This window comes from Pseudobutyrivibrio ruminis HUN009, assembly GCF_000703005.1.
Classification (GTDB): domain Bacteria; phylum Bacillota; class Clostridia; order Lachnospirales; family Lachnospiraceae; genus Pseudobutyrivibrio; species Pseudobutyrivibrio ruminis_A.
This window is the reverse complement of record NZ_JNLH01000001.1, coordinates 354,494-378,789: the sequence shown is the minus strand read 5'-3', so window position 1 is coordinate 378,789 and position 24,296 is coordinate 354,494. Positions and strand designations below refer to the sequence as shown.

Annotated in this window: 21 protein-coding genes; 20 read left to right on the top strand and 1 reads right to left on the bottom strand. The window is 39.6% G+C overall.

Going from position 1 to position 24,296, the window contains the following annotated elements; all coding sequences use genetic code 11:
* Positions 1 to 41: 41 nt before the first annotated feature.
* The 15 genes from BO15_RS0101725 (at position 42) to BO15_RS0101655 (ending at position 18,040) form a co-directional block, all read left to right on the top strand.
* On the top strand, positions 42 to 1,358 hold the full coding sequence (locus BO15_RS0101725) for an ABC transporter substrate-binding protein (RefSeq protein WP_081828517.1): 1,317 nt from the start codon (positions 42 to 44) through the stop codon (positions 1,356 to 1,358).
* A 91-nt stretch (positions 1,359 to 1,449) separates the two neighbouring features.
* Entirely contained in the window at positions 1,450 to 2,301 is an 852-nt protein-coding gene (locus BO15_RS0101720) for a carbohydrate ABC transporter permease (protein ID WP_033151792.1), read from the top strand.
* Positions 2,301 to 3,143, top strand: coding sequence for a carbohydrate ABC transporter permease (locus BO15_RS0101715; RefSeq protein ID WP_033151790.1), 843 nt, complete (start codon positions 2,301 to 2,303; stop codon positions 3,141 to 3,143). The genes BO15_RS0101720 and BO15_RS0101715 overlap by 1 nt, the downstream gene beginning before the upstream one ends.
* Positions 3,144 to 3,153: 10 nt before the next feature.
* A complete protein-coding gene (gene malQ / locus BO15_RS0101710; RefSeq protein WP_033151789.1) occupies positions 3,154 to 4,680 on the top strand; it encodes a 4-alpha-glucanotransferase in 1,527 nt (508 codons plus the stop codon).
* A gap of 107 nt (positions 4,681 to 4,787) precedes the next feature.
* Positions 4,788 to 6,014 carry an FKBP-type peptidyl-prolyl cis-trans isomerase gene (locus BO15_RS0101705; protein ID WP_052169711.1) on the top strand — a complete coding sequence of 409 codons (1,227 nt, stop codon included), beginning with the start codon at positions 4,788 to 4,790 and terminating at the stop codon, positions 6,012 to 6,014.
* Positions 6,015 to 6,102: 88 nt separating this feature from the next.
* Positions 6,103 to 6,246, top strand: a complete 144-nt coding sequence (gene scfA, locus BO15_RS0101700; RefSeq protein ID WP_033151787.1) for a six-cysteine ranthipeptide SCIFF — start codon at positions 6,103 to 6,105, stop codon at positions 6,244 to 6,246.
* A gap of 99 nt (positions 6,247 to 6,345) precedes the next feature.
* A complete protein-coding gene (scfB, locus tag BO15_RS0101695) occupies positions 6,346 to 7,728 on the top strand; it encodes a thioether cross-link-forming SCIFF peptide maturase (RefSeq protein WP_033154610.1) in 1,383 nt (460 codons plus the stop codon).
* A gap of 19 nt (positions 7,729 to 7,747) precedes the next feature.
* The gene (secD, locus tag BO15_RS0101690) at positions 7,748 to 10,036 is read left to right on the top strand and encodes a protein translocase subunit SecD (protein ID WP_033151785.1); all 2,289 of its coding nucleotides are present in this window, start codon (positions 7,748 to 7,750) and stop codon (positions 10,034 to 10,036) included.
* Between the two features lie 54 nt (positions 10,037 to 10,090).
* On the top strand, positions 10,091 to 11,380 hold the full coding sequence (gene serS / locus BO15_RS0101685; protein WP_033151783.1) for a serine--tRNA ligase: 1,290 nt from the start codon (positions 10,091 to 10,093) through the stop codon (positions 11,378 to 11,380).
* Between the two features lie 321 nt (positions 11,381 to 11,701).
* Positions 11,702 to 13,534 carry a translational GTPase TypA gene (gene typA, locus BO15_RS0101680; RefSeq protein WP_033151781.1) on the top strand — a complete coding sequence of 611 codons (1,833 nt, stop codon included), beginning with the start codon at positions 11,702 to 11,704 and terminating at the stop codon, positions 13,532 to 13,534.
* A gap of 7 nt (positions 13,535 to 13,541) precedes the next feature.
* Positions 13,542 to 14,021 carry a cob(I)yrinic acid a,c-diamide adenosyltransferase gene (locus BO15_RS0101675; protein WP_033151779.1) on the top strand — a complete coding sequence of 160 codons (480 nt, stop codon included), beginning with the start codon at positions 13,542 to 13,544 and terminating at the stop codon, positions 14,019 to 14,021.
* Between the two features lie 51 nt (positions 14,022 to 14,072).
* Positions 14,073 to 14,855, top strand: coding sequence for a GGDEF domain-containing protein (locus BO15_RS0101670; protein WP_033151778.1), 783 nt, complete (start codon positions 14,073 to 14,075; stop codon positions 14,853 to 14,855).
* 9 nt (positions 14,856 to 14,864) lie between these two features.
* Positions 14,865 to 15,626, top strand: a complete 762-nt coding sequence (gene dapB / locus BO15_RS0101665; RefSeq protein ID WP_033151776.1) for a 4-hydroxy-tetrahydrodipicolinate reductase — start codon at positions 14,865 to 14,867, stop codon at positions 15,624 to 15,626.
* Positions 15,627 to 15,650: 24 nt separating this feature from the next.
* Entirely contained in the window at positions 15,651 to 16,307 is a 657-nt protein-coding gene (locus BO15_RS0101660; protein WP_033151775.1) for an alpha/beta fold hydrolase, read from the top strand.
* Between the two features lie 110 nt (positions 16,308 to 16,417).
* Positions 16,418 to 18,040, top strand: coding sequence for a GGDEF domain-containing protein (locus BO15_RS0101655; protein WP_033151774.1), 1,623 nt, complete (start codon positions 16,418 to 16,420; stop codon positions 18,038 to 18,040).
* Between the two features lie 620 nt (positions 18,041 to 18,660).
* Here BO15_RS0101655 and BO15_RS0101650 read toward each other — a convergent pair.
* Entirely contained in the window at positions 18,661 to 18,921 is a 261-nt protein-coding gene (locus BO15_RS0101650) for a hypothetical protein (protein ID WP_033151772.1), read from the bottom strand.
* Positions 18,922 to 19,010: 89 nt separating this feature from the next.
* On the opposite strand from BO15_RS0101650, the gene BO15_RS0101645 reads away from it, so the two are divergent.
* From BO15_RS0101645 to BO15_RS0101625, 5 genes are all read left to right on the top strand, one after another.
* The gene (locus tag BO15_RS0101645) at positions 19,011 to 20,021 is read left to right on the top strand and encodes a phosphatidylinositol-specific phospholipase C domain-containing protein (protein ID WP_033151771.1); all 1,011 of its coding nucleotides are present in this window, start codon (positions 19,011 to 19,013) and stop codon (positions 20,019 to 20,021) included.
* Positions 20,022 to 20,065: 44 nt separating this feature from the next.
* Positions 20,066 to 20,314, top strand: a complete 249-nt coding sequence (locus tag BO15_RS0101640) for a hypothetical protein (protein WP_049960292.1) — start codon at positions 20,066 to 20,068, stop codon at positions 20,312 to 20,314.
* Between the two features lie 2 nt (positions 20,315 to 20,316).
* On the top strand, positions 20,317 to 22,311 hold the full coding sequence (locus BO15_RS0101635; protein WP_052169710.1) for a methyl-accepting chemotaxis protein: 1,995 nt from the start codon (positions 20,317 to 20,319) through the stop codon (positions 22,309 to 22,311).
* Between the two features lie 13 nt (positions 22,312 to 22,324).
* The gene (locus BO15_RS0101630; protein WP_052169709.1) at positions 22,325 to 23,326 is read left to right on the top strand and encodes a substrate-binding domain-containing protein; all 1,002 of its coding nucleotides are present in this window, start codon (positions 22,325 to 22,327) and stop codon (positions 23,324 to 23,326) included.
* Between the two features lie 135 nt (positions 23,327 to 23,461).
* Entirely contained in the window at positions 23,462 to 24,289 is an 828-nt protein-coding gene (locus BO15_RS0101625; protein ID WP_033151770.1) for a DUF5067 domain-containing protein, read from the top strand.
* Positions 24,290 to 24,296: the final 7 nt, after the last annotated feature.

Here is a 24,296-nt window from a genome sequence, read left to right as displayed (position 1 = left end):
AAACATAGAAATTATCATACACAAAAAGGAGAGTGTAAGAAATGAAGATGAAGAAAGTATTGGCATTAGGGTTAATCGCAATGATGTCGACAGCTGCATTTGCAGGCTGTGGTTCAAGCGAAAGCAGTGATGGTGGTTCTGCAAGCACAGGCGATAGTGCAAGTGCAAGTGGACAGGTTTATTATCTTAACTTCAAGCCAGAGGCAGATGAGGCTTGGCAGGAAATCGCTGCACAGTACAAAGAGGAGACAGGTGTTCCTGTAACAGTAATTACAGCAGCTTCTGGTACATACGAGGAGACATTGTCATCTGAGATTATTAAAGACGAAGCTCCTACATTATTCCAGGTAAACGGTCCAGTAGGTCTCGCTAACTGGAAGGATTATTGCTATGACCTTAAGGGTTCATCTCTCTATGATGAGTTAACAAGTGATTCATTCGCACTTTACGATGGAGATGCTGTTGCAGGTATTGCATACGTAATCGAGTCTTATGGACTTATCGTAAACACAGAATTACTTGAGCAGGCTGGATATACACTTGATGATATCGCAAGCTTTGATGACTTAAAGACAGTTGCAGAGGATATCACTGCTCGTTCAAGTGAGCTTGGATTCTCAGCATTTACATCAGCAGGTATGGATGGTTCTTCTGATTGGAGATTCAAGACACACCTTGCAAACCTTCCTATTTACTTCGAGTATCAGGACAAGGGCATTGATTCTACAGATGCTATCGAAGGAACATACCTTGATAACTACAAGGCTATGTGGGATCTTTACATCAACAATGCAACATGTGATCCTTCTGAGTTAGCTGGTAAGACTGGTGATGATGCAGAAAACGAATTCGCAGAAGGCAAGGCAGTATTCTATCAGAATGGTTCATGGGAATATAAGAACCTTACAGACAAGGGTATGACAGATGATCAGCTTGCAATGATTCCAATTTACATTGGCGCAGGCGATGAGGCTAATCAGGGACTTTGCACAGGTACAGAAAACTACTGGTGTGTAAACTCTGAGGCATCAGAAGAAGATATTCAGGCAACAATTGATTTCCTTACATGGATGGTTACATCTGAGGAAGGTACACAGATGCTTTCTGAAAACATCGGTGTAATTCCTTTCAAGAATGCAGCAGATACAACTAACCTTTTCGTACTTAACGATAGAGCATACACAGAAGCAGGCAAGACACCAGTTTCTTGGAACTTCACAACTATGCCTTCAGAAGAATGGAAGAATGGCGTAGGTAGTGCTCTTACAGCATATGCAGCAGGCACAGGTTCATGGGACGATGTTGTTTCAGCATTCGTTGATGGCTGGGCATCAGAATACGCTGCAGCTAATAACTAAAGAAAGACTCTTTTTAGAGTATTTTTTCTTCTTTTATTCTTAGGAGGGCGAGGCCTAACGCCCTCCAAATTTTTTGGGATTGGAGATTGCTATGGAGAAAGCTATTAGAAAATACTGGCCCATATTTGTACTACCTACTTTAGCGGCTTTTTGCGTCGGTTTTATATATCCATTTGTACAAGGTTTGTATTTATCATTCTGTAAATTTACAACTATTAAAAAAGCAACATTTATTGGAGTAGACAATTACGCGTATGCAATACTAGATAGTGAGTTTTGGCATTCATTCTGGTTTACAGCGCTTTTTACTGTGGTATCCACAGTGTTAATAAATGTAATAGCATTTGCTATTGCTCTGGCACTTACAAACAAAATAAAAGCATCTAACTTTTTTAGAACAGTTTTCTTTATGCCAAACCTAATCGGTGGTATTGTTCTTGGTTACATTTGGCAGATTCTTTTAAACTGTGTCCTTTCACTTTTGGAAAAGCCACTTCTTGCTCTTAATGCAACATATGGATTTATCGGTTTGACAATTCTTATGTGTTGGCAGCAGATTGGTTATATGATGATTATCTACATCGCAGGCTTACAATCTATTCCTGATGATTATATTGAAGCTGCGAAGATTGATGGTGCTACAACAAATCAGATTCTTTTCAGAGTAAAGATTCCAAATGTAATGCCTTCAATTACAATTTGTACTTTCCTTACAATCACTAATGGATTCAAGCTATTTGATCAGAACCTGGCATTGACTGGTGGTGAACCTGCTCATGCATCTGAAATGCTTGCACTTAATATCTATAATACCTTCTACAGCCGTACAGGCCCACAGTGGAAGGGCTACGGACAGGCAAAGGCTGTTATCTTCTGTATTATGGTAATCATTATCTCCATGATTCAGTTGAAATTTACTAAATCAAAGGAGGTGCAGCAGTAATGAAAGCAAAAGAGAATATTGCCAAGACTATTGTATTTATAGTTTTATGCATTTTGGCTGTACTTTGGATTTATCCAGTTTTTATGATATTAATTAACTCACTTAAGGGTGATACATTTATTAGTACAAACACAGTTTTTCAACTGCCAGATGCGAAGAGCTTTATAGGTCTTGAAAACTATAAGGATGCTCTTTCTTCAAAGGGATTTGCAGCAGCTTTTGGATACAGCTTAGTTATCACTGTCACATCTGATGTGCTTATTTTGATTGGTACATCAATGTGCGCTTGGTACATAACTCGAGTTCACGGAATGCTCTCAAAAGTATGCTATGCTCTTTTCGTGTTCTCAATGGTAGTACCATTCCAAATGCTTATGTTCACACTTTCATCTACAGCTGATAGATTGGATTTGGATACACCATTCAATATATGTATAATATATTTAGGTTTTGGCGCTGGACTGGCGGTGTTTATGTTTACAGGTTTCATGAAATCAATTCCTCTGGAAATTGAGGAAGCAGCAATGATTGACGGCTGTAATCCAATCCAGACATTTTTCCAAATTGTTTTACCTATATTGAAGCCTACACTTATTTCAGTAGCAATTCTTGAGACAATGTGGCTTTGGAACGATTACTTATTACCATATCTTGTTCTAGACCGTAAGAAATACATGACTATTCCAATTCTTATTCAGTATTTCCGCGGCAGCTATGGACATGTTGAAATGGGACCAATGATGGCATGCATTATGATGACAGTTTTACCAATCATCATCATGTACATTTGCCTTCAGAAATATATTATCAAAGGCGTAATTGCGGGAGCTGTAAAAGGCTAGGAGAGAGAATATGAAAAGAAGTAGCGGTATTTTACTGCCTATATCTTCATTGCCATCTGCATATGGCATTGGCACATTTGGTAAGGCAGCATATGAATTTGCGGATTTTTTGAAAGCTTCAGGTCAGAAGTATTGGCAGGTTTTACCACTAGGACCAACCAGCTATGGTGACAGTCCTTATCAGAGCTTTTCTACATTTGCCGGAAACCCTTATTTCATAGATCTTGAAATGCTGATAGAGGAAAAGCTTCTTACAAAAAAGGAAGTAGAGGCTGAAAACTGGGGAACAAATCCAAGATACGTGGATTATGGACAAATCTACAGCAGCAGATTCAAGATTCTTGAAAAGGCTAAGGAAAGAGGCTACAAGGATGCACTAGGTGAGATTTCTCACTTTAAGAAGAACAATCCATGGGTAGAGAACTATGCCCTATTTATGTCTATTAAAAAGCATTTTGGACAGCTTAGCTGGCAGGAGTGGCCAGAGGAAGATATTCGTCTTCACAAGCCAGAGGCAGTAGAGAAATACAAAAAGCAATTAGAACAGGACATTGAATTCTTTGTATATATTCAATATTTGTTCTTCAAGCAGTGGGCCAAGCTTAAAAAGTATATCAATGATTTAGGAATAGAAATCATTGGAGATTTACCAATATATGTAGCGCTTGACTCATGTGATGTTTGGGCTGAGCCAGAATTCTTTAGCTTAGACGAGGAAAACTATCCTGTTGAGGTGGCCGGTGTTCCACCAGATTATTTTAGTGAAGACGGTCAGCTTTGGGGTAATCCATGTTACAACTGGAAAGCCTTAAAGAAGGATGGCTATCGTTGGTGGATACGAAGAATCGAGGGCGCAGCAAAGCTCTATGATGTATTACGTATTGATCACTTCAGAGGCTTTGATGAATATTGGGCTGTTCCAGCAGGACAGAAGACTGCAAAGAAGGGCAAATGGAAGAAAGGCCCTGGAATGGATTTGGTAGGCCTTCTATCAGAAAAATTCCCAAATATAGAATTTATAGCAGAGGATTTAGGTGAACCATCTCCAACTGTTGTAGAGCTTCTTCAGGACAGCAAGTGGCCAGGCATGAAAGTCCTTGAATTTGCATTTGATTCTGGAGAACCAAACAACTACCAGCCACACACATATGACAAAAACTGCGTATGTTACACTGGCACCCACGATAATGCAACAGTCATGGAGTGGTACCAGGAAGCCAACAAAAAAGACAAAGACTACGCCTGCAAGTATTTAGGTATCTCTAAATCAGAAGGCTTCAACTGGGGCATGATTCGTGGTGGCATGAGTTCTGTGGCCATACTCTTCGTAGCACAGATGCAAGACTTCCTTGGTCTTGGCAAATACAACCGTATCAACATCCCAGGTACAGACTCAGGCAACTGGCAGTGGCGCCTCATCGACGGAGAAATCACAGAGGACCTTGCAGAAAAAATCTACAAAATGTCTGTCATGTACGACCGCGCCAAGAAAAAAGAAACCCCTAAAAAGCCTGCAAAATCAAAGGCTAAAAAATAATAGACTAATTAAAACAGCCCTGCAAATGCGGGGCTGTAGTTTTTTGATTTCGAGGGGTATATGTGGTACAATAGCGCAAGATTCGCATATTTGACGGAGGTTTTGTGATGAAAAATAGAGTTTTAGCGTTGGCTTTGGCTACAGTGATGGCTACTTCTATGGTGGCTTGCGGAAAATCTTCTGATGAGGCTACAGAGGAGACTACACAGGTAGCAGAGATTGAATACAATGTTGACGATTATGTTACACTTGGGGATTACAAAGGGCTTGAAGTTACAATCGAAGGGGAGTACGAATATACTGACGAGGGATTCGCTCAGTATGTAGCAGATACTATTGAGTCTGCGGCAGTTTATGCTGAGGATGATAGCCAGACAGAGGTTCAGGAAGATTCAATAGTAAACGTTGATTATGTTGGTTCACAGGATGGAGTGCCTTTTGATGGTGGTTCAGCAGAGGACCAGATGATTGATGTGGCAGGCAATTGTATGGCTGGTGGTACTACAGGCTTCATCGATGGATTTACAGCAGGTCTTGTAGGACATAGCGTTGGTGATGAGGTTGCATATGATGTTACTTTCCCAGAGTCATATGGCAATACAGATTTAGCTGGCCAGACAGTAGTATTTACATTCCAGATTAATTACATCGCAAAGGCTATCGAGTCAGAGGATGATTTGACAGACGATGTTGTATCAGCAAACTTAGGTTATGATACAGTTGATGAATATATGGATTCTCTCAAGGAAGAATATACAGCTTCATTAGAGGATAATCTTGAGAATGATACAGAGACAGCAGTATTAAATGCTCTTATTAACAACTGTACTGTTTCAGAGGTGCCAGAGGGACTTCTTCAGGCAAGAGTAGATCTTATCCTTTCTATTCAGAGCAAGCAGTATGAAGCATACGGCACAACAATGGAAGCATACCTTACATCTATGGGATATGATTACCAGGAAGTAATCAATACTCTCACAGAGAATGTTAAGGAATCAACTAAGACAGAGCTTATCCTTGAGGCTATTGCCAATAAGGAAGGTATAGATGTTGATGAAGAGGGTTACACAGAGTTCATCACACCAATTTATCAGAAGATGGGTTACACAGACCTTGATACATTCTATGCTGATTTCACTGTAGATGGATATGGCGGACAGAAATATTTTGAGCTTGCATATCGTACAGAAAAGGCAACAGATTTCTGTGTAGAGAATGCTGTAGTTAATTCTACAAACGTTCTTAATGCAGATGCTGATACAGAGGAAGATTCTGAAGTTGTAACAGACGAAGAATTGGAATCTGAGGTAGAAGTAGAACCTGATGGACAGTAGGAAATACTTTCTATTTTTACCTAGCTGTAGTATAATTTACTCTAGCTTTTTGGCTCTTAGGAGCAATTAATATAAAAGGAGAAATAAGATGGAACACATTAAGACACTTAACACAAAGAGATTACAGAACACAGTTAAAGAAGGTGGATGTGGCGAGTGCCAGACATCATGCCAGTCAGCTTGCAAGACATCTTGCACAGTTGGTAACCAGAGCTGTGAGCACAAGAACTAATCTCACAAAGATTATCTATATTTAACGCGAAGGCCGGTCCTGTCTAATGTAAATTAGGGGAACGGTCTATTGTGCGTTTATGAAAGGACTTTATTTTTAGTGATACACCAGTTTAAAAACAACGGTTATAACGTTGTCATAGATATTAACAGTGGCGCGATTCACGTAGTTGATGATGTCACATACGATTACCTTGCTCTCTGGCAGGAGCATGGTGCAGACGAGGCGTTTGCAAAGATGAAAGAGAGCCATTCAGAAGTTTCAGAGGAGGAGCTTAACGCTATCAAATCCGAAATTCAGCAGCTTATTGACGATGGCTCATTATTTACAGAGGATAACTACGAGCCTCACATTGCTGATTTTACAGCACGCCCTACAGTGGTAAAGGCTCTTTGCCTACATATAACACACGATTGCAACTTGGCATGTAAATACTGCTTCGCAGAGGAAGGCGAATACCACACAGGTAAGCGCGAGCTCATGAGCTACGAAGTTGGTAAGCAAGCACTTGATTTCTTAGTTGCTAATTCAGGCAGCCGTCGTAACCTTGAGGTTGATTTCTTCGGTGGTGAGCCACTTATGAACTGGCAGGTTGTAAAGGATCTTGTTAAGTATGGTCGTTCAATTGAAAAGGAACACGGAAAGAACTTCCGATTCACTCTTACAACAAACGGCGTTCTTTTAAATGACGAGATTCAGGAATTTGCAAACAAGGAAATGGCCAATGTAGTACTTAGCTGCGATGGTCGTCCAGAGATTCATAATCTTATGCGTCCATTCAGAAAAGGCGCACCAAGCTACGAAATCGTAATGCCAAAGTTTAAAAAGTTGGCAGAGTCAAGAAATCAGGATAAATATTACATCAGAGGAACATTCACTAGAAACAACCTTGATTTCTCAAAGGATGTTATCCACTTGGCAAACGAAGGCTTCAAGCAAATCTCAGTTGAGCCAGTAGTTGCTCAGGATACAGATGATTACGCTATCCGCGAGGAAGATTTACCTAAGCTTTTCGAAGAATACGATAATCTTGCAGCAGAGATGATGAGACGTCAGGGCACAGATGAGGACTTCAACTTCTTCCACTTCATGATTGATTTGGAAGGTGGCCCATGTGTTTACAAGCGTCTTTCAGGATGTGGTTCAGGAACTGAGTACATGGCAGTTACACCTACTGGTGAGCTTTATCCATGTCATCAGTTTGTTGGAAACACAGACTTCTGTCTTGGCGATGTATATAACGGAGTGAAAAAGACTGATGTTGTTAATCAGTTCAAGCACTGCAATGTTTACGCTAAGGAAGAATGTAAGAATTGCTTCGCAAGATTTTACTGTAGCGGTGGTTGCGCTGCTAATGCATATAACTTTACTGGCAGCATTTTGGGGAACTATCACGTTGGCTGCGAGTTACAGAAAAAACGTATTGAATGTGCTATTGCATTAAAGGTTCACGCAAGCGAGCTAGAGGCTGAGGCACAATAAATAGAATAGGAGAATAAAAATGAAACGTTTAAAAAAGGGACAGGGTATTGCCTGGCTTGTTGCGTTTGTAGTAATCCTTGGTTTACTTGGTTACTATGCAGCACTTGTTCTTACAGGCACAATCAATAAGACTGACGACAGCCTTAAGTTAGGACTTGATCTTGACGGTGGTGTCAGCATTACATACGAAGCAGTTGGAGATACACCTACTGACGAGCAGATGGAGGATACAATCCTTAAGCTTCAGCAGCGTATTGAAAACGACTTGGGCGAAGAAAGCTCAACTACAGAAGCTAATGTTTATCGTGTAGGCGATAAGCGTATCACAGTTGAAATTCCAGGTGTTACTGATGCTAATGCTCTTTTGGAAGAGCTTGGTACACCAGGTACACTTTACTTCATTACTCAGTATGATATTGATGGAAATCCAAACTACACAATCAACGGGTATGATGCAGACGGCAACATCGATGGCACACTTAACTATGACATCGATACATTGATTGATAATGGCTCAGTTATTGCAACTGGTACAAATGTTACCAGCGCACAGGCAGCTACTCAGACAAACCAGACAACAAACGCTACAGAGTATGTTGTTCAGCTTCGTTTCGACGATGAGGGAACAACAGCATTCTCAGCAGCAACTACAGCAGCTTCATTAACAGGTGATTCAATTGCAATCTACTATGATGGTAAGTTTGTTTCAGTTCCTACAGTAAAGAATGCAATCTCAGATGGTAACTGTATCATCGAAGGAATGGATTCATACGAACAGGCTCAGAAGCTTGCTTCATACATTCGTATTGGTGGACTTGATATTGAGCTTACAGAGCTTGAGTCTCAGGTAGTAGGTGCTCAGCTTGGTTCTGACGCTCTTAGAACATCACTTATCGCTGCAGGCGTAGGTCTTGTAATCGTTATGTTATTCCTTATTGCTATGTACTTAGTACCAGGTGTTGTTGCTTCACTTGCACTTGCTCTTTACACAGCAATGCTTATCGGAATCTTAAAGGCATTTGATATTACACTTACATTGCCAGGTATCGCTGGTATGATTCTTTCAATCGGTATGGCGGTTGATGCAAATGTAATTTGTTTTGCTCGTATCCGCGAGGAAATCAAAAGCGGACGTCCTGTTATCTCAGCAATTGAAACAGGATTCTCAAAGGCCCTTTCAGCTATCCTTGATGGAAACATTACAACACTTATTGCAGCAGCAGTTCTTGGAATCCTTGGTTCAGGTACTGTAAAGGGATTCGCAATTACTCTTGCGCTTGGTGTTGTTTTATCAATGTTCACAGCACTTGTTATTACACGTATTCTTATGAACTCTTTCTATGCACTTGGCGTTCGTTCACCAAAGGCATACGGTAAGGCTAAGGAACCTACAAAATTCGATTTTGTTGGAAAGAAAGCAATCTTTATTGGCATTTCAGTAGCAATCATTGCCGCTGGCTTTGTAACAATTGGCGTATTTAAAGCAAAGGATGGTGCAGGACTTAACTACTCGCTTGAATTCCTTGGTGGTACATCAACAACAGTTGATTTCAACGAAACATATACACTTGAGCAGTTAGATAGCATCGTTGTTCCAGATATCGCTTCTACACTTGATATTAGCGAGGGTAGTATCCAGACAACAACAGTTGATGGAACCAACCAGGCAATTTTCAAGACACGTACACTTACACTTGATGAGCGTACAGCTTTAAATGAAATGTTCGAGTCAAAGTACTCAGTTGCAGAGGATTCAATTACTTCACAGAGTATTGGTTCTACAATCTCAGGCGAGATGCGTAGTCAGTCAACAATAGCGGTTATCGTTTCAGTACTTTGCATGCTTGTATATATTTGGTTCAGATTTAAAGATATCAGATTTGCATCATCTGCAATAATAGCGCTTATCCACGATGTACTTGTTGTATTGTCACTTTACGCATTTGCACGTATATCAGTTGGTTCAGCATTTATTGCATGTATGCTTACAGTTATCGGTTATTCAGTTAACGATACAATCGTTGTGTTTGACCGTATCAGAGAAAACCACAAGGCAATCAGAACAGAAACAGCGGAGAACCTTAAGGAACTTGCTAATAGCTCATTGTCACAGACATTGTCTCGTAGTATTTCAACATCAATCACAACAGCAATCATGGTACTTATGCTTCTCATCCTTGGTGTTTCATCAATCAGAGAGTTCGCATTACCACTTCTTGCTGGTGTAATTGCTGGTACATATTCATCTATCTTTATCGCAACACAGCTTTGGTACATATTTAGAGTTAGTGGTAAGAAGTCGAATTAATTATCACTCATCAAATAGTTATTAAAGTATTTAGTATAGATTAGGAGATATAGTATGATCGACATTAAATTTTTACGCGAAAATCCAGACGCAGTTAAAGAGAATATTAAAAAGAAGTTCCAGGAGCACAAGCTTGGTCTTGTTGATGAAGTAATTGAGCTTGATGACAAGAGACGTGCTGCTCAGCAGGAGGCAGATGACCTCCGTGCTGAGATGAACAAGGCATCAAAGCAGATTGGCGCATTAATGGGACAGGGCAAAAAGGAAGAAGCTGAGGCTGCAAAGAAGGAAGTTGCAGAGCTTAAGCAGCGTATAAAGGACCTTGAGCCAGTTGAGAAGGAGCTTTCAGACAAGGTTGAAGAAATCATGATGAAGATTCCTAACATCATTGATCCTTCAGTTCCAATTGGTCCAGATGATTCTTGCAACGTTGAAATCGAAAGGTTTGGTGAACCAGTGGTTCCTGATTTCGAAATCCCATATCACACAGATATCATGGAGAGATTCAATGGTATCGATATGGATGCAGCTGGTAAGGTTGCAGGTAATGGTTTCTACTACTTAATGGGAGATATTGCTCGTCTTCACTCAGCAGTTATCTCATATGCTCGTGATTTCATGATCGATAGAGGATTTACATATTGTATCCCACCTTTCATGATTCGTTCAAACGTTGTTACAGGCGTTATGTCATTCGAAGAGATGGACGCTATGATGTACAAAATCGAAGGTGAAGATCTTTACCTCATCGGAACATCAGAGCATTCAATGATTGGTAAGTTCATCGATACACTTAATGATGAAGCAAACTTGCCATATACACTTACAAGCTACAGCCCATGCTTCCGTAAGGAAAAGGGTGCTCATGGTATTGAAGAGCGTGGTGTATACCGTATTCACCAGTTCGAGAAGCAGGAGATGATTGTTGTTTGTAAGCCAGAGGATTCAAAGATGTACTACGATAAGCTTTGGCAGAACACAGTTGATTTATTCCGTAGCTTAGACATCCCTGTACGTACACTTGAGTGCTGCTCAGGAGATTTGGCAGATCTTAAGGTTAAGTCTTGTGACGTTGAGGCATGGTCACCACGTCAGAAGAAGTACTTTGAGGTTGGTAGCTGCTCAAATCTTGGTGATGCTCAGGCACGTCGTCTTAAGATTCGTGTTAAGGCTGAGGATGGTACAAAGTACTTTGCTCACACTCTTAACAACACAGTTGTTGCTCCACCACGTATGCTTATTGCATTCTTAGAGAACAACCTCCGTGAGGATGGTAGCGTAGCTATCCCTAAGGCACTCCAGCCTTACATGGGTGGCAAGACCGAACTCATACCTACAAAATAATCGTAGCAATAAATATGCGGCATCCTAGTTTTTCATGCTCCCGGAGGCCAGATGTAAGCTTCGCTTACTAGACCATCATTTTCCTTCATTACACTCGGAAAATGATGGTCATATCCTCCTCGCGCTTGCCAAGACTGAGATGCCGCTGTATTATGTAAAGGTTGATAGGTATGGATGTTAAATGAGCTGGTAGGCAGCAAGCTCTTAGATTTCTCAAGCGAGACGTGTTGTCGAGCGGAGAAATACTAAGGCTTGTAGCCGTAACCAGCGGACTAGGGGTTTTTACTGTAACTATAGGTTTGCAGTAGAAAAGGAAGTTTTATGGCAATTCAGAGTAGAGAAGATATTAGAAATATTGCGATTATCGCACACGTAGATCATGGTAAAACTACACTTGTAGATGAGCTTTTAAAGCAGTCTGGTGTATTCCGTGAGAATCAGGAAGTAGCTGAGCGTGTCATGGATTCAAATGACATTGAGCGTGAGCGTGGTATCACAATTCTTTCAAAAAACACAGCAGTATATTATAAAGGCACAAAGATTAACATTATTGATACACCAGGTCATGCTGACTTCGGTGGTGAGGTTGAGCGTGTTCTTAAGATGGTAAACGGTGTTGTTCTTGTAGTAGATGCATTTGAAGGTGCAATGCCACAGACAAAGTTCGTTCTTATGAAAGCACTTGATCTTGATTTACCAGTTATTGTATGTATCAACAAAATCGATAGACCAGAGGCTCGTCCTGATGAAGTTATCGATGAAGTCCTTGAGCTTTTCATGGATCTTGATGCATCTGATGAGCAGCTTGATTGCCCATTCATTTATGCGTCAGCAAAGGAAGGTTACGCTATCAGAAGTCTTGATGAAGAGCATAAGGATATGACAGCTCTCTTCGAGACAATCGTTGATTACATCCCTGCACCTCAGGGAGACCCAGAGGCTCCTACACAGGTTCTTATTTCTACAATCGACTACAACGAGTACGTTGGTAGAATTGGTATCGGTAAGGTAGAAAATGGTTCAATCAAGGTAAACCAGGATGCAGTAGTAGTTAATGCTCATGATCCTGAGAAAAACAATAAGGTTCGTATTTCAAAGCTATTTGAGTATGATGGACTTGACAAAGTAGATGTAGATTCAGCTGAGATTGGTTCAATCGTAGCTATTTCAGGTATTTCAGATATTCACATCGGAGATACTATTTGTGCAGTAGATGCACCAAATCCTATTCCATTCCAGAAGATTTCTGAACCTACCATTTCAATGAACTTTATTGTAAATGATAGTCCGCTTGCTGGTCAGGAAGGAAAGTACGTTACATCACGTCATATCAGAGAGCGCCTTATGAAGGAGCTTAACACAGACGTTTCACTTAGAGTTGAAGATACAGATTCACCTGATTCACTTAAGGTTTCAGGACGTGGCGAGCTCCATCTTTCAGTTCTTATTGAAAATATGCGTCGTGAAGGTTTCGAGTTTGCAGTATCAAAAGCTGAGGTTCTTTACAAGACAGATGAAAAGGGACACAAGCTTGAGCCAATGGAGCGTGCTTATGTAGATGTACCAGATGAGTTTACTGGTGCAGTTATCGAAAAGCTTTCTCAGAGAAAGGGTGAGCTTCAGAACATGACACCTATCACAGGTGGTTATACACGAATCGAATTTAAGATTCCTGCACGTGGACTTATTGGATATCGTGGAGAATTCATGACAGATACAAAAGGAAATGGTATAATCAATACAATTTTCGACGGTTATGAGATATACAAGGGTGACATTGCTTATCGTAAGCAGGGCTCACTTATTGCATTCGAGTCAGGCGAGTCTGTTACATACGGACTTTTCTCAGCTCAGGAGCGTGGTACACTTTTCATTGGACCAGGCGAAAAAGTATATTCTGGTATGGTAATTGGACAGAGCTCACGTGCTGAAGATATCGAGCTTAATGTATGTAAGAAAAAGCATCTTACAAATACTCGTTCATCATCAGCAGATGAGGCACTTACTCTTGTACCACCTAAAGTTCTTAGTCTTGAGCAGGCTCTTGATTTCATCGATGTAGATGAGCTTTTGGAAGTAACTCCAGAATCTTTACGTATCAGAAAGAGAATCCTTGATCCTCTTATGAGAAAGAGAGCTAGCATTAGAAAGTAGGAGATTTATGGAAAAGGGAACTATACAGGTCTACTACGGAAGCGGACAGGGCAAATCAGCGGCAGCGCTTGGATATGCTCTGCGCTTTGCTTCAGAAGGTAGAAGTACAATCATAATACAGTTCTTAAAATCAGAAAACGATTCAGATTATCTTGAGAAGCTTGAACCAGAAATCAAGCTTTTCAGATTTGAGCGTTCAAAAGAAGGTTTTCAAAATCTTACAGATGAGCAAAAGCAGGAGGAGAAAATCAACATTCTCAATGGCTTGAACTATGCAAAAAAGGTTCTTGGTACAGGAGAATGTGATTTACTTATTCTTGATGAAATCCTCGGCGTTGTTGACGAGGGAATAGTTTCAGAACAGGATATTATGGAAGTATTAGAAGGCAAGTCGGTTTTCACAAATGTGATATTGACTGGTCTTAACATGACGCCTGGATTGTTTGAAATAGCAGACAGTGTATTAAACATTAAGCCAGAGAAATAATCTCTGGCTACTGTTATATTCTCAATTGTAGGGTTTTTACGAGGAGAAGCTATGGTTAGAGGGTGGATAATTGGAACTAGCAGCGGTCTATTTTTTGGCATGTTTTCATGTGTGGCTTTGATTGTGTTCATATTTACAATGAGAGCTTTTGATCACAAGGTAAAATTTAGATTTATCTATGGAGCTACAGCTCTGTTAATTGCCATGGTTGGAACAATCATATATTCAACATCAGGCTTTGTAATAGTTACTGTGCTTTCTTATGTTCTGCCACTTTTGGCTATTGGAATCCTATTTTTATATATGTATATGTATGCGGCCAGATATAACATAGATTCTGTATCTAGATGTTATAAGCGTAGGTGCTTTTATGCAGATGCAGAAAGACATGCAAAGAATAAAATGGCCATCATATCTATGGATTTAAATGATCTAAAATATATAAATGACAACTTTGGTCATAAGGCTGGCGATATTGCATTGCTAACTTTTGCTGAAGTATGTCGTTCCGTAAAGCCTAGCAAATTTATTCTTTACCGAACAGGTGGAGATGAGTTTATGATGCTGGGAATAAAAGCCACCAAGGAAGAGGCTGATACGCTTATACATAATATAAAGGTGAAGCTTCAAGAAACACCATATACATGCTCCTTTGGAATAAATATGTACAATCCATCCGATGATTTTGATGATGTTGTGGTAAAAGCTGATCAGGCCATGTACGAAGATAAACGAATGTACAAGGAAATGAAAATTAAAGCTAATCCTTCAAAAGATGAGGAATACGACGAATCACTTAGGATGTTTACTAGTAATATAAGTTTTTTAGATTGAGGTGACAAAATGACAAAAGTAGTTATGCACGGCTGCAATGGCCACATGGGACGAGTTATTACTGATTTGTGTAAAGCGGACAGCGAAGTATCAATTGTTGCTGGTGTAGATAAATTCAAAGGAATTGATAATGAATACCCAGTATTTGATTCTATTTCCGATGTAGATGTAGATTTTGATGTAATTATTGATTTTTCAAATGCCGCAGCTGTAGATGGCCTTTTGACATACTGCGAATCAAATGGCAAGCCGGTTGTTCTTTGCACAACAGGACTTACAGATGATATGATTAATCATGTTGATACAGCTAGCAAGAAAGTGGCAGTGCTTCGTTCTGCAAACATGTCACTTGGAATTAATACATTATTTGATCTTTGCAAAAAGGCAACTCAGGTATTTGCAGATGCAGGATATGATATCGAAATCGTAGAGAAGCATCACAATCAAAAATTAGATGCTCCAAGTGGAACAGCACTTGCACTTGCAGATGCTTGCAATGAAGCATTAGATGAAAAGTATGAGTACTGCTATGGACGAGCAGACAGAAGAGAAAAGAGACCTAAGAACGAAATTGGTATTTCTGCAGTTAGAGGTGGAAATATTGTTGGTGAGCATGAGGTTATTTTTGCAGGACTTGATGAAGTTATTACTATCAAGCATACGGCATATTCTAAGAGCGTATTTGCTAAGGGAGCTGTTGAAGCAGCAAAATTCTTAGCAGGCAAGCCAGCAGGGCTTTACGACATGAAGCAGGTTATTGCTGAGAAATAAGAGGAAAGATATAGAGGGCGAATTATGTATATTCAACTCAATTCACAGGTAATATGCTATGAGAAGACCGGCGAGGGTACGCCGGTTATTCTTATACACGGAAATAACGGAAATCTTCATGATTTTGATGCTTTAGCAGAGACTATGAGCATGTATCATACAGTTTACGCTATGGATTCAAGAGGCCATGGAGAGAGTGCAACTCCAAAGGAATATCATTATAGAGATATGGCAGATGATGTAATCAATCTTATTACAGCTTTAGATATTGAGAAACCATATCTTGTAGGATATTCAGATGGTGGCATAATTGCTCTTTTAGTTGCTATAAAAGCAAGCAAACTACTTTCAGGTATTGTATGCTGTGGTGCGAATCTTTCACCAGCAGGAATACATCACAGAGCGCTTCGCGAAATGAAAAAGGATTATAAGAGAACAAATGACCCTAAAATTCTTATGATGCTTGAGGAACCTGATATTTCTCCATCGGACTTGCGTCGCATATCGGTGCCAGCCATGATATTTGCGGGAGAGGATGATTGCATCAAGGAGAAAGAGTCTGAAAAAATAGCTGCCAACATTCCTGAGGCAGAATTACACATCTTACCAGATGAAAATCATGACAGTTATATAGTGGGGACAAACCGCTTATTTAAGTACATCTCAGGCTTTTTGAGGTAGAAGTATTCCTTGTCTTTGTGTACTATCCATGGTAAAATTGTTATAAAATTATGAAAAAGAAAATATGCGTTATAAAATATAACGCACGCTAGGCAAGTTCAGGGGTAGTTATGGCACAAGATAATAAGGGTAAAAAAATAGGGTTATTAGCAAGAATAAACATAGCGATAGTTATAGCAGCTGCTATAGCTCTTGCTTTATGTTATTTTACAACAACAGACACGGTAGATAATGTAATAACAGAAGAAATAGAGCCATATTCCGTGGCTCAATTATCTGATGGTTCAAAGGAATATTTCTTTAAGCTAGTAGATTATGATTATAATTATTCAGGTATAGCGTTCTATACATCCCACCAGGAAGTTACGGCTTATAATATGGGCCGAGAAATCTATTCTTTTAATAAGACTGGTGGCTTCTGGACATCTAGCCCAGGTTCATCTTATCACTTTGTTGAGATTAATGAAAAAATGGTTCAGATTGCCATTATTGTTAAGCCAACATATGATATCGTGGCAAATCAAAAGCTTACATTTTATATAGGTAGTTCTTATGGAATGTATGATCATCTTATGGCAGCTTCAATGCCAAGATTCTTTGTTAGTTTATTAATTGTTTTCCTAAGTTTATTACTGTTCATATATTATGCAGTTATGCATGAAAAACAGAATCTCAGTAGAGAATTATTGTATTTAGGTTATTTCTCTTTTTTCTGCGGTATTTGGTCGATAAACGAGACGGATGTATCATCCCTTTTAATGAATAATAAAGTTGTTGATTCATTGATACCATACTTTTGCTTAATGCTTGTTGTGCCTTCTATGATTATGTTTTTCGATTCATATCTAGGAATCAAAAGCGTTTTCTTCCGTAAGCTTATTATTGGATACTCAGTAGTACAGACAGTTGTATTATCTGTGTTGCATTTCACAAAGATTGCAGAGTATAGAGAGACCCTTGTGTACACGCAGGTTCTGTTGATGATTACAGCTGTTTATCTCATCGTTGGAATGGTTGGACAAATTATTAGAAGAAACTTCTCACGCAGACTTGAAATATGTGCTGCCGGGCTTTCGTTATTCGTATTTGCGCTATTTGTAGATATAGCTCAATATTACAAATCCCTTGGAGACGCTGATGAAGTAGGCAGATATGTATTCTTTATATTTGTATTTATGCTTGCTTGGGACATGATTAAAGAAGCAAATGAAATACTTGAAAAAGGACGTCGTGCTAAACAGCTTGAAGTATTTGCTCTTACTGACAGCATGACAGGTCTCTACAACAGAAATGCATTTGAAAGACAGACAAAGGTAGAAGCGGAAAAAGGCAGTAGCCTAGATGGACTTGTTGTAGTCGTAGCTGATGCCAACGGACTAAAGCACTGCAACGACACATATGGACATGAAGCTGGTGATGAATATATCACAATCGTGGCCGAACTATTTAACAGTGTTTATGGTAAATACGGAAACTGTTACAGAACAGGTGGAGATGAGTTCTGTTGTATAATTCCAGCAGGCCGCCACATAAATATGGAACGCCTCAAAAAGCTTTTCATGGCAAAAGTATATACTGCCAACCTTGAAGGCGACCATATCTTCGACATTGGCGTAGCTGTCGGAGATGCAAAATACGACGCCTCTCTAGACAGAGACTTCCGCACCTTACTAAAGCGTGCAGACACTCATATGTACGAAAACAAACGTGAGCTCAAGGCCGCCATATCCTAACCGTCTGAATTCCACCGCCGTATGTAGAGCGTGGTGTGGCTTGCTTGCACCTGGGGGATTCGGACTCCCCTGCCTGCCCTGCATCATTTGAGCAGATTTATAGATTATCTTAATGTGTAAAGTCTCCCATATGTAGGTGTACTTACGAAGCTTTTACAATTCGAAGGTAATGTGTGACCTAGACGGACAAAAATAATATTTATAATCAGCTAGTCTAAACTAGTCTTTGTATTATTACTTTTGCTACTCCGCTCACTAAGAAAAATAAAAAAGAGATATTTGTATGAATTGGCACCGTGGCACATTCAACGTCCTGTTTCAAGTGACCACTGCTGCCGCCGTCCTAGCGGCAGCTGCCAATCCATATCAAATATCTCTTTTATTTTTTCTAAGTTCACTACAAAGCAAATAGTAATTAATACAAAGCTAGCTTTAGACAGCTGATAATTTAATGTAAAGAATGTCCGTCTAGGGCATACCTTACCGATAGAATTGTAAAACTTTGTAAGAACACCTACTAATAAATATGGGCGACTACACATTTAGATAATCCTAAATCTGTGATTGTGCCGGGCAGGCAGGGGAGTCCGAAGCCCCCAGGTGCAAGCAAACCGCGAGGGTTACTCTACGGGGGTGGAATTCATCCAGTCTACCAGCTCTTGGAGGCCGTCCTCGGTAAAGGGGGCAGTGTTTGAGAGCTTTTTTTCGTCGGGCGTGTTTTCGGAGCTGAATGGGCCAGGCCAGATGGTTGCTTGGAATTTGTCATCAGCACCTTCTTCACTTAATTTTTGAATTTTGTAGCATTTGTTGCCATCGCTTCCTGTGAATGAGGGAGCTTTTTTGTAATATCCTATTGAAAGGAGTCTCTTTCGTTCTATCATAAGCTATATTTTAAAGAAACTATAAGACTTTGTCACTAATAAATGGTAAAATGAGCATAAGAAAAAATGGAGATAGGGGGATGTACCATATGGGAAAAGGACGAATCTTTAGAATTGTGTGCGGTATAATGATTGCAATTATAGTAGTCATTCTTGTGGTACTTTTTGTAAGTGATGATGACACTTATTCAAGCGTAAGTATTGATGAATCCGTTCCTTATGCCGATACAACTAGTTGGATGGGCAACCTGTCTGACGACCTTTACTTATCAGAAATTACTATTCCTGGAACACATGATAGTTGTGCTAGAAATGTAATGTTGGGGTATGTGATGAGATGCCAGGATACTGATGTTTCTGAACAGTTAGATAATGGCTATAGATATTTAGATTTTCGCGTTGCCTTAGACGAAAAGACAAATAAAGTAAAGATGGTACATAATTTTGCCAGCTGTCATGAAGATGGCAATCTATTTTCGGATTATCTATATTTTGATGATGTGTGTGCTGATGTATATAGCTTTTTGCAGCAGTATCCTACAGAGACAGTTATTGTAAATATCAAGATAGAAGACGATGACCATTCGGTAAGCGATATCCAAAATTTATTAACTGAACAGATTAGTGCTAATAAAGATTATTGGTACACAGAAGATGAAATACCTTTGCTGAGTGATGTGAGAGGGCGTATTGTGCTTGCTACAAGATTTTCAGATGCAGCTGCAACAGATATGATGGGCCTTAATATGCAGTGGGCGGAGCAGGATAATAATACACCTATCGATATTCCATATGAGCTTTATGTGTATAACAATTACAGAGCGTGGATACAGGATCGATATAAATACAACGTTGAGGACAAGTATGAAGCAATCGTAGATGGACTTGAAAACTGCGAGGCAGATGAGAATACATTGTTTCTGAATTTTGTTAGTACGAGTGGCGATGGAAAGATTGGACATCCACGTGGATACGCAAATACATTAAATGAACTTTTGATGGAATACCAGTTAAAAGATGATACTAGCTATGGAATTATTATTGTAGATTTTGGAAATAAGGATTTAGCAAGACATATATATTATACAAACCAGTTTTAAATACAATTTTATTTTGATAGAAAATTTTTATAGGAGGAAATTACATGGAAAAGCTAGAGAATGAAGAGGTAAATCCAATACTATTGGAATTCCTTGATGCGGATTCCTTCGAGGACAAATACAAGCTTTTGGTTGCAACACCAACAATGGATTTTGATGATCTCCTTATTGATAACATGGCATCATCCATTGATGTTGTAATCGATGATGGGGACATCGAATCAAGACTACAGGACTTAAAGGTTTGTGTACGTACTAGAGCTAAATACGAGACAGAAAGATTCAGGAGATAGAAATGGCAAACACAAAAAACAAAATGAGACAAAAGAAGATTAAGAACAAGTTAATCTTTTTGCTTTTACCAGTGGTAATAGTCACTATTCTCGTTTTAGTTGGAATAGCGACAGTTCTTTCGAGAAAAAGCATGACAGACATGGCAACGGCACAATTAGATTCATCAATTTCTAATCAGGCAGATAATATCGAAGCCTGGCTCGACGAAAATCTTGAAAACTTCTCAACAGTAAAACAAGTAATCGAAAAGACCCAGCCAGATGAAGAGGGATTGCAGAGAATTCTTGATTCCTTTTATGGATACAATAAATATTGTACAGAAGGCCCATACGTTGCAACAGCGGATGGGAGATTTTATGCAGCAAGTGCATCAGGTTTAAGAGTTGCAAATCCTACAGAAGAAAATTTCTTTAAACAGGGAATTACTAGAGTAAACATGAACTACGGCACAGCCTATACAAATGATGAAGGCAAATCTGTAATTAGTGCATCTGGTATCTTAAATGATGGCAGTGGTGAGCTTAAAGTAATTGCGGCAGATGTATCTCTTGACCAAATCAGTATCATTGTAAACTCAGGAGTAAAGATGGATTCAGCAGCATCATTCCTTATCGATGCGTCAGATAATACCATTCTTGCCCACAGAGATCCAGAACGTATATCTACTACTCTTACAACTTCAGATAGTGACAAGCTAATGGCATCAATCGCAGAAAAGCTTGAGACTAGAGAGTACGATACAGTTGCATTGAATGGATATGAAGTTGCATTTAGCGAGATTCAGGGAACAGACTGGGTGCTTGTTTCATATATTGCAGATTCAGTCATCCTTAAGGATGTAATGATGCTGACAAATCTCCTTATTATAGTAGGAATTATTGCAGTAATTGTTATAGTAATTATGATCAACCTCCTTGTATCCAAAGTTATTGCTCCACTTGGACATATCACAAAGAACATTACAGATATGTCAGCTGGCGACTTCACAATCGAGGTTAAGCAGGAGAGCGATGATGAAATTGGCTTGATGGGAAGCAAGGTTAGTGAATTTGTGGAATCAATGCGCACCATGCTTTCTACAATTAATGAGGAGTCTGAGAAGCTTAAAGAGCAGTCAGACAACTCTGATAGAGTTTCAAAAGATATGTTTGAGGCATCACGTTCACAGGCAGATGCTATGCAGAACTTAAATAGTACTGTTGATCAGTTGGCAGTGGCAGTTAATGAAATTGCAGAAAACGCTACAACTCTTGCTATGGTTGTTTCTGACACAAGGGAGAATTCTAATCAGGCTAATGCCAGCATGAAGGAAACAGTTGAAATCAGTAAGAAGGGCCGAGATGATATGGAACAGCTTTCTGTTGCTATGCAGGGTATCAAAAATAGCAACGATGAGCTTGTTAATAAGATTAATGATGTTGGCAAAGCATCAGAGGAAATCACAAAGATTGTTGGTTTGATTGCAGAAATCGCAGACGAGACAAATCTTCTTTCTCTTAATGCTTCAATTGAAGCTGCAAGAGCTGGAGAGGCTGGAAAGGGATTTGCAGTAGTAGCAAGTGAAATCGGAAAGCTTGCACAGAATTCAGCAGCAAGTGCAGATAATATATCAAGACTTATAAATGATGTTCAGAAGGCTATCAATTCCGTAGTTGAACAGGCTGAGGCAAGTGCCGAAAACATCGATGCAAACAGCCAACTTATCGATACAGCCGTTGATACATTTGATCAGATTTACCAGAATATTGAAAAGTCAAATGAATTGCTTGATTTAATGATTCAGGATGTCCAAAAGGTTGATGATGTTGCAGGCAACGTTGCAGCTATTTCAGAGGAGCAGGCAGCTAGTGCTGATGAAATCCTTGAAACAAGTCATCACATGGTTGAGCAGGCAAATAGTATCACTGCCAGCAGCCAGGACGTTGCAGACAATTCACATGAGCTTGCAAGTACATCAGATACACTTTCAGCTTATGTTCAGCAATTCAAGATATAGAGGGGGCTATGGCATGAAATCAAAGATTAAAAAACTATTATGTATGACAATGATAGGCGTTTTAGCTATAGCTTCTATGGTTGGATGTGGAAGTGCTAATTCGTCTTCAGGAAAGGTTTCAGCAAAGGGAACAAATATTTATTTTTCAATTCCTGACGTTGATGATACTTTCAGAGCAGCACTTAGTGATGCTATAAATGAGGCTGCAGCAGAGTCTGGAGCAACAGTAACAACTGAGTATTGTGGCAACAGTACAGATGACCAGCTTCACATGATTGAAGCAGCAGCGGCATCTGGAAAGTACAATGCAATTATCTGTCGTATCGTTGATATTTCTACTGCACTTCAGATGGAAATTGCAGCAGGAGATTTACCTATCGTATTTGTAAACAATGAGCCTAGTTCAGAGTATTTAAAGGCAGACAAATATATTTATGCAGGTTCTTTTGAACAGGATGCTGGAGCGTTCCAGGCTGAATATGTTTGGAATAAGCTTGGCAATCCATCATCCATGAATATTGTGATTCTAGAGGGCGAGAAAGGCCATGCAGGAGCCATTGGTAGAACAAATGCTATCAAGTATTTTTACCGTGATAATGGAGTAGATGCAAACATAGTATTTATGGACCATGCAAACTGGTCAGATACAGAGGCATATGAGAAGCTTGATGTGTTTAAGCTTACAAATCAAAGCTTTGATGCAATCTTCTGCAACAACGATACAATGGCACTCGGTGCAGTTAAGTGGCTTAAGGATAATGGATATGATCCTTCGAAGTACCTTGTAGCAGGAGTAGACGCAACTGCAGATGGATGCGCTTCAATCAAGGCGGGCGATATGTATATGACAGTATTACAGGATGCCCAGGGCCAGGGAGTTGCGGCGGTAAATGCATGTGCAGCTTTGGCAAAAGGGCAGTCAATTTCATCAATTGAAGGGGCTACAGATGATTTGAAATACGTGCTGGTTCCATTTGTTCCAGTAGACGCTTCAAATGTGTCAGAAGTTCAATAATAGACTGGATAAAGTCGATGTGTAATATTACTCATCGACTTTTTTTATTTTGTCTTAATTTATTGAAATAAGTTCAAAGATGATATAAAATTAACTAGCTATAAAATTAGAAAAAAAGCGTTTAGGAGGATGATTATGAAAAAAGTAACGCTATTAGCTGCCACAGTTCTTATGGCAGGCTCACTATTCACAGCATGTGGTAAAGGCTCTACCCCACAGTACGAGGCAACAGTTGACGAGGTTTTTACATGTGGCACTTACGACGGAACAGCATTGGTTGTAAATCTTGATGCTACAAACAACACAGATTCATATTTAGACAACTACACAGTTGCATATAGTCTTGTAGCTACTCTTGATGGCACAACACTTAGCACATCTTATTTAGGATCTGACAACCCATATGCTATCGCCGATGGAAAGATTAAGAGTGGCGAATCTGGAATGGTTCAGGCAGCATTTGATATCTCAGGTGTTGATTATGATGAGGATTCAGAACTTGAACTTGAATTAACATCATACACAATCAAGGATTACAAAACTGTAGGCGTTCTTGATGAGACTATTTCAATGGCTGATGTCGAGGCTAAGGTTTCTGAGAGCGAATTTGATGTTTCAATTGACAATGTAACAGTTACAGATGATGGAGAAGGAACAAACATCGTAGTTATTGATTACACATTTACAAATGATTCTGATGAGGCTACAAGCTTTGGTTCTGCAGTTACAGAGGAACTCTTCCAGGATGGTGTAGCTCTTCAGCGTGGATACCTTCCATACAATCACCCATTACGTGAGGATATGGATGATGACAATGTATACACAGACATCAAGTCTGGTGCAAGCATTCAGGTTCGTGAAGTATTCGAGCTTACTAGCGATTCAAATGTAGAAATCAAGCTTACAGATAGACAGAGCTTTGATCAGGCAGTAATCTTGGAAAAGGAAATCCAGGTTAAATAAGGGAGGC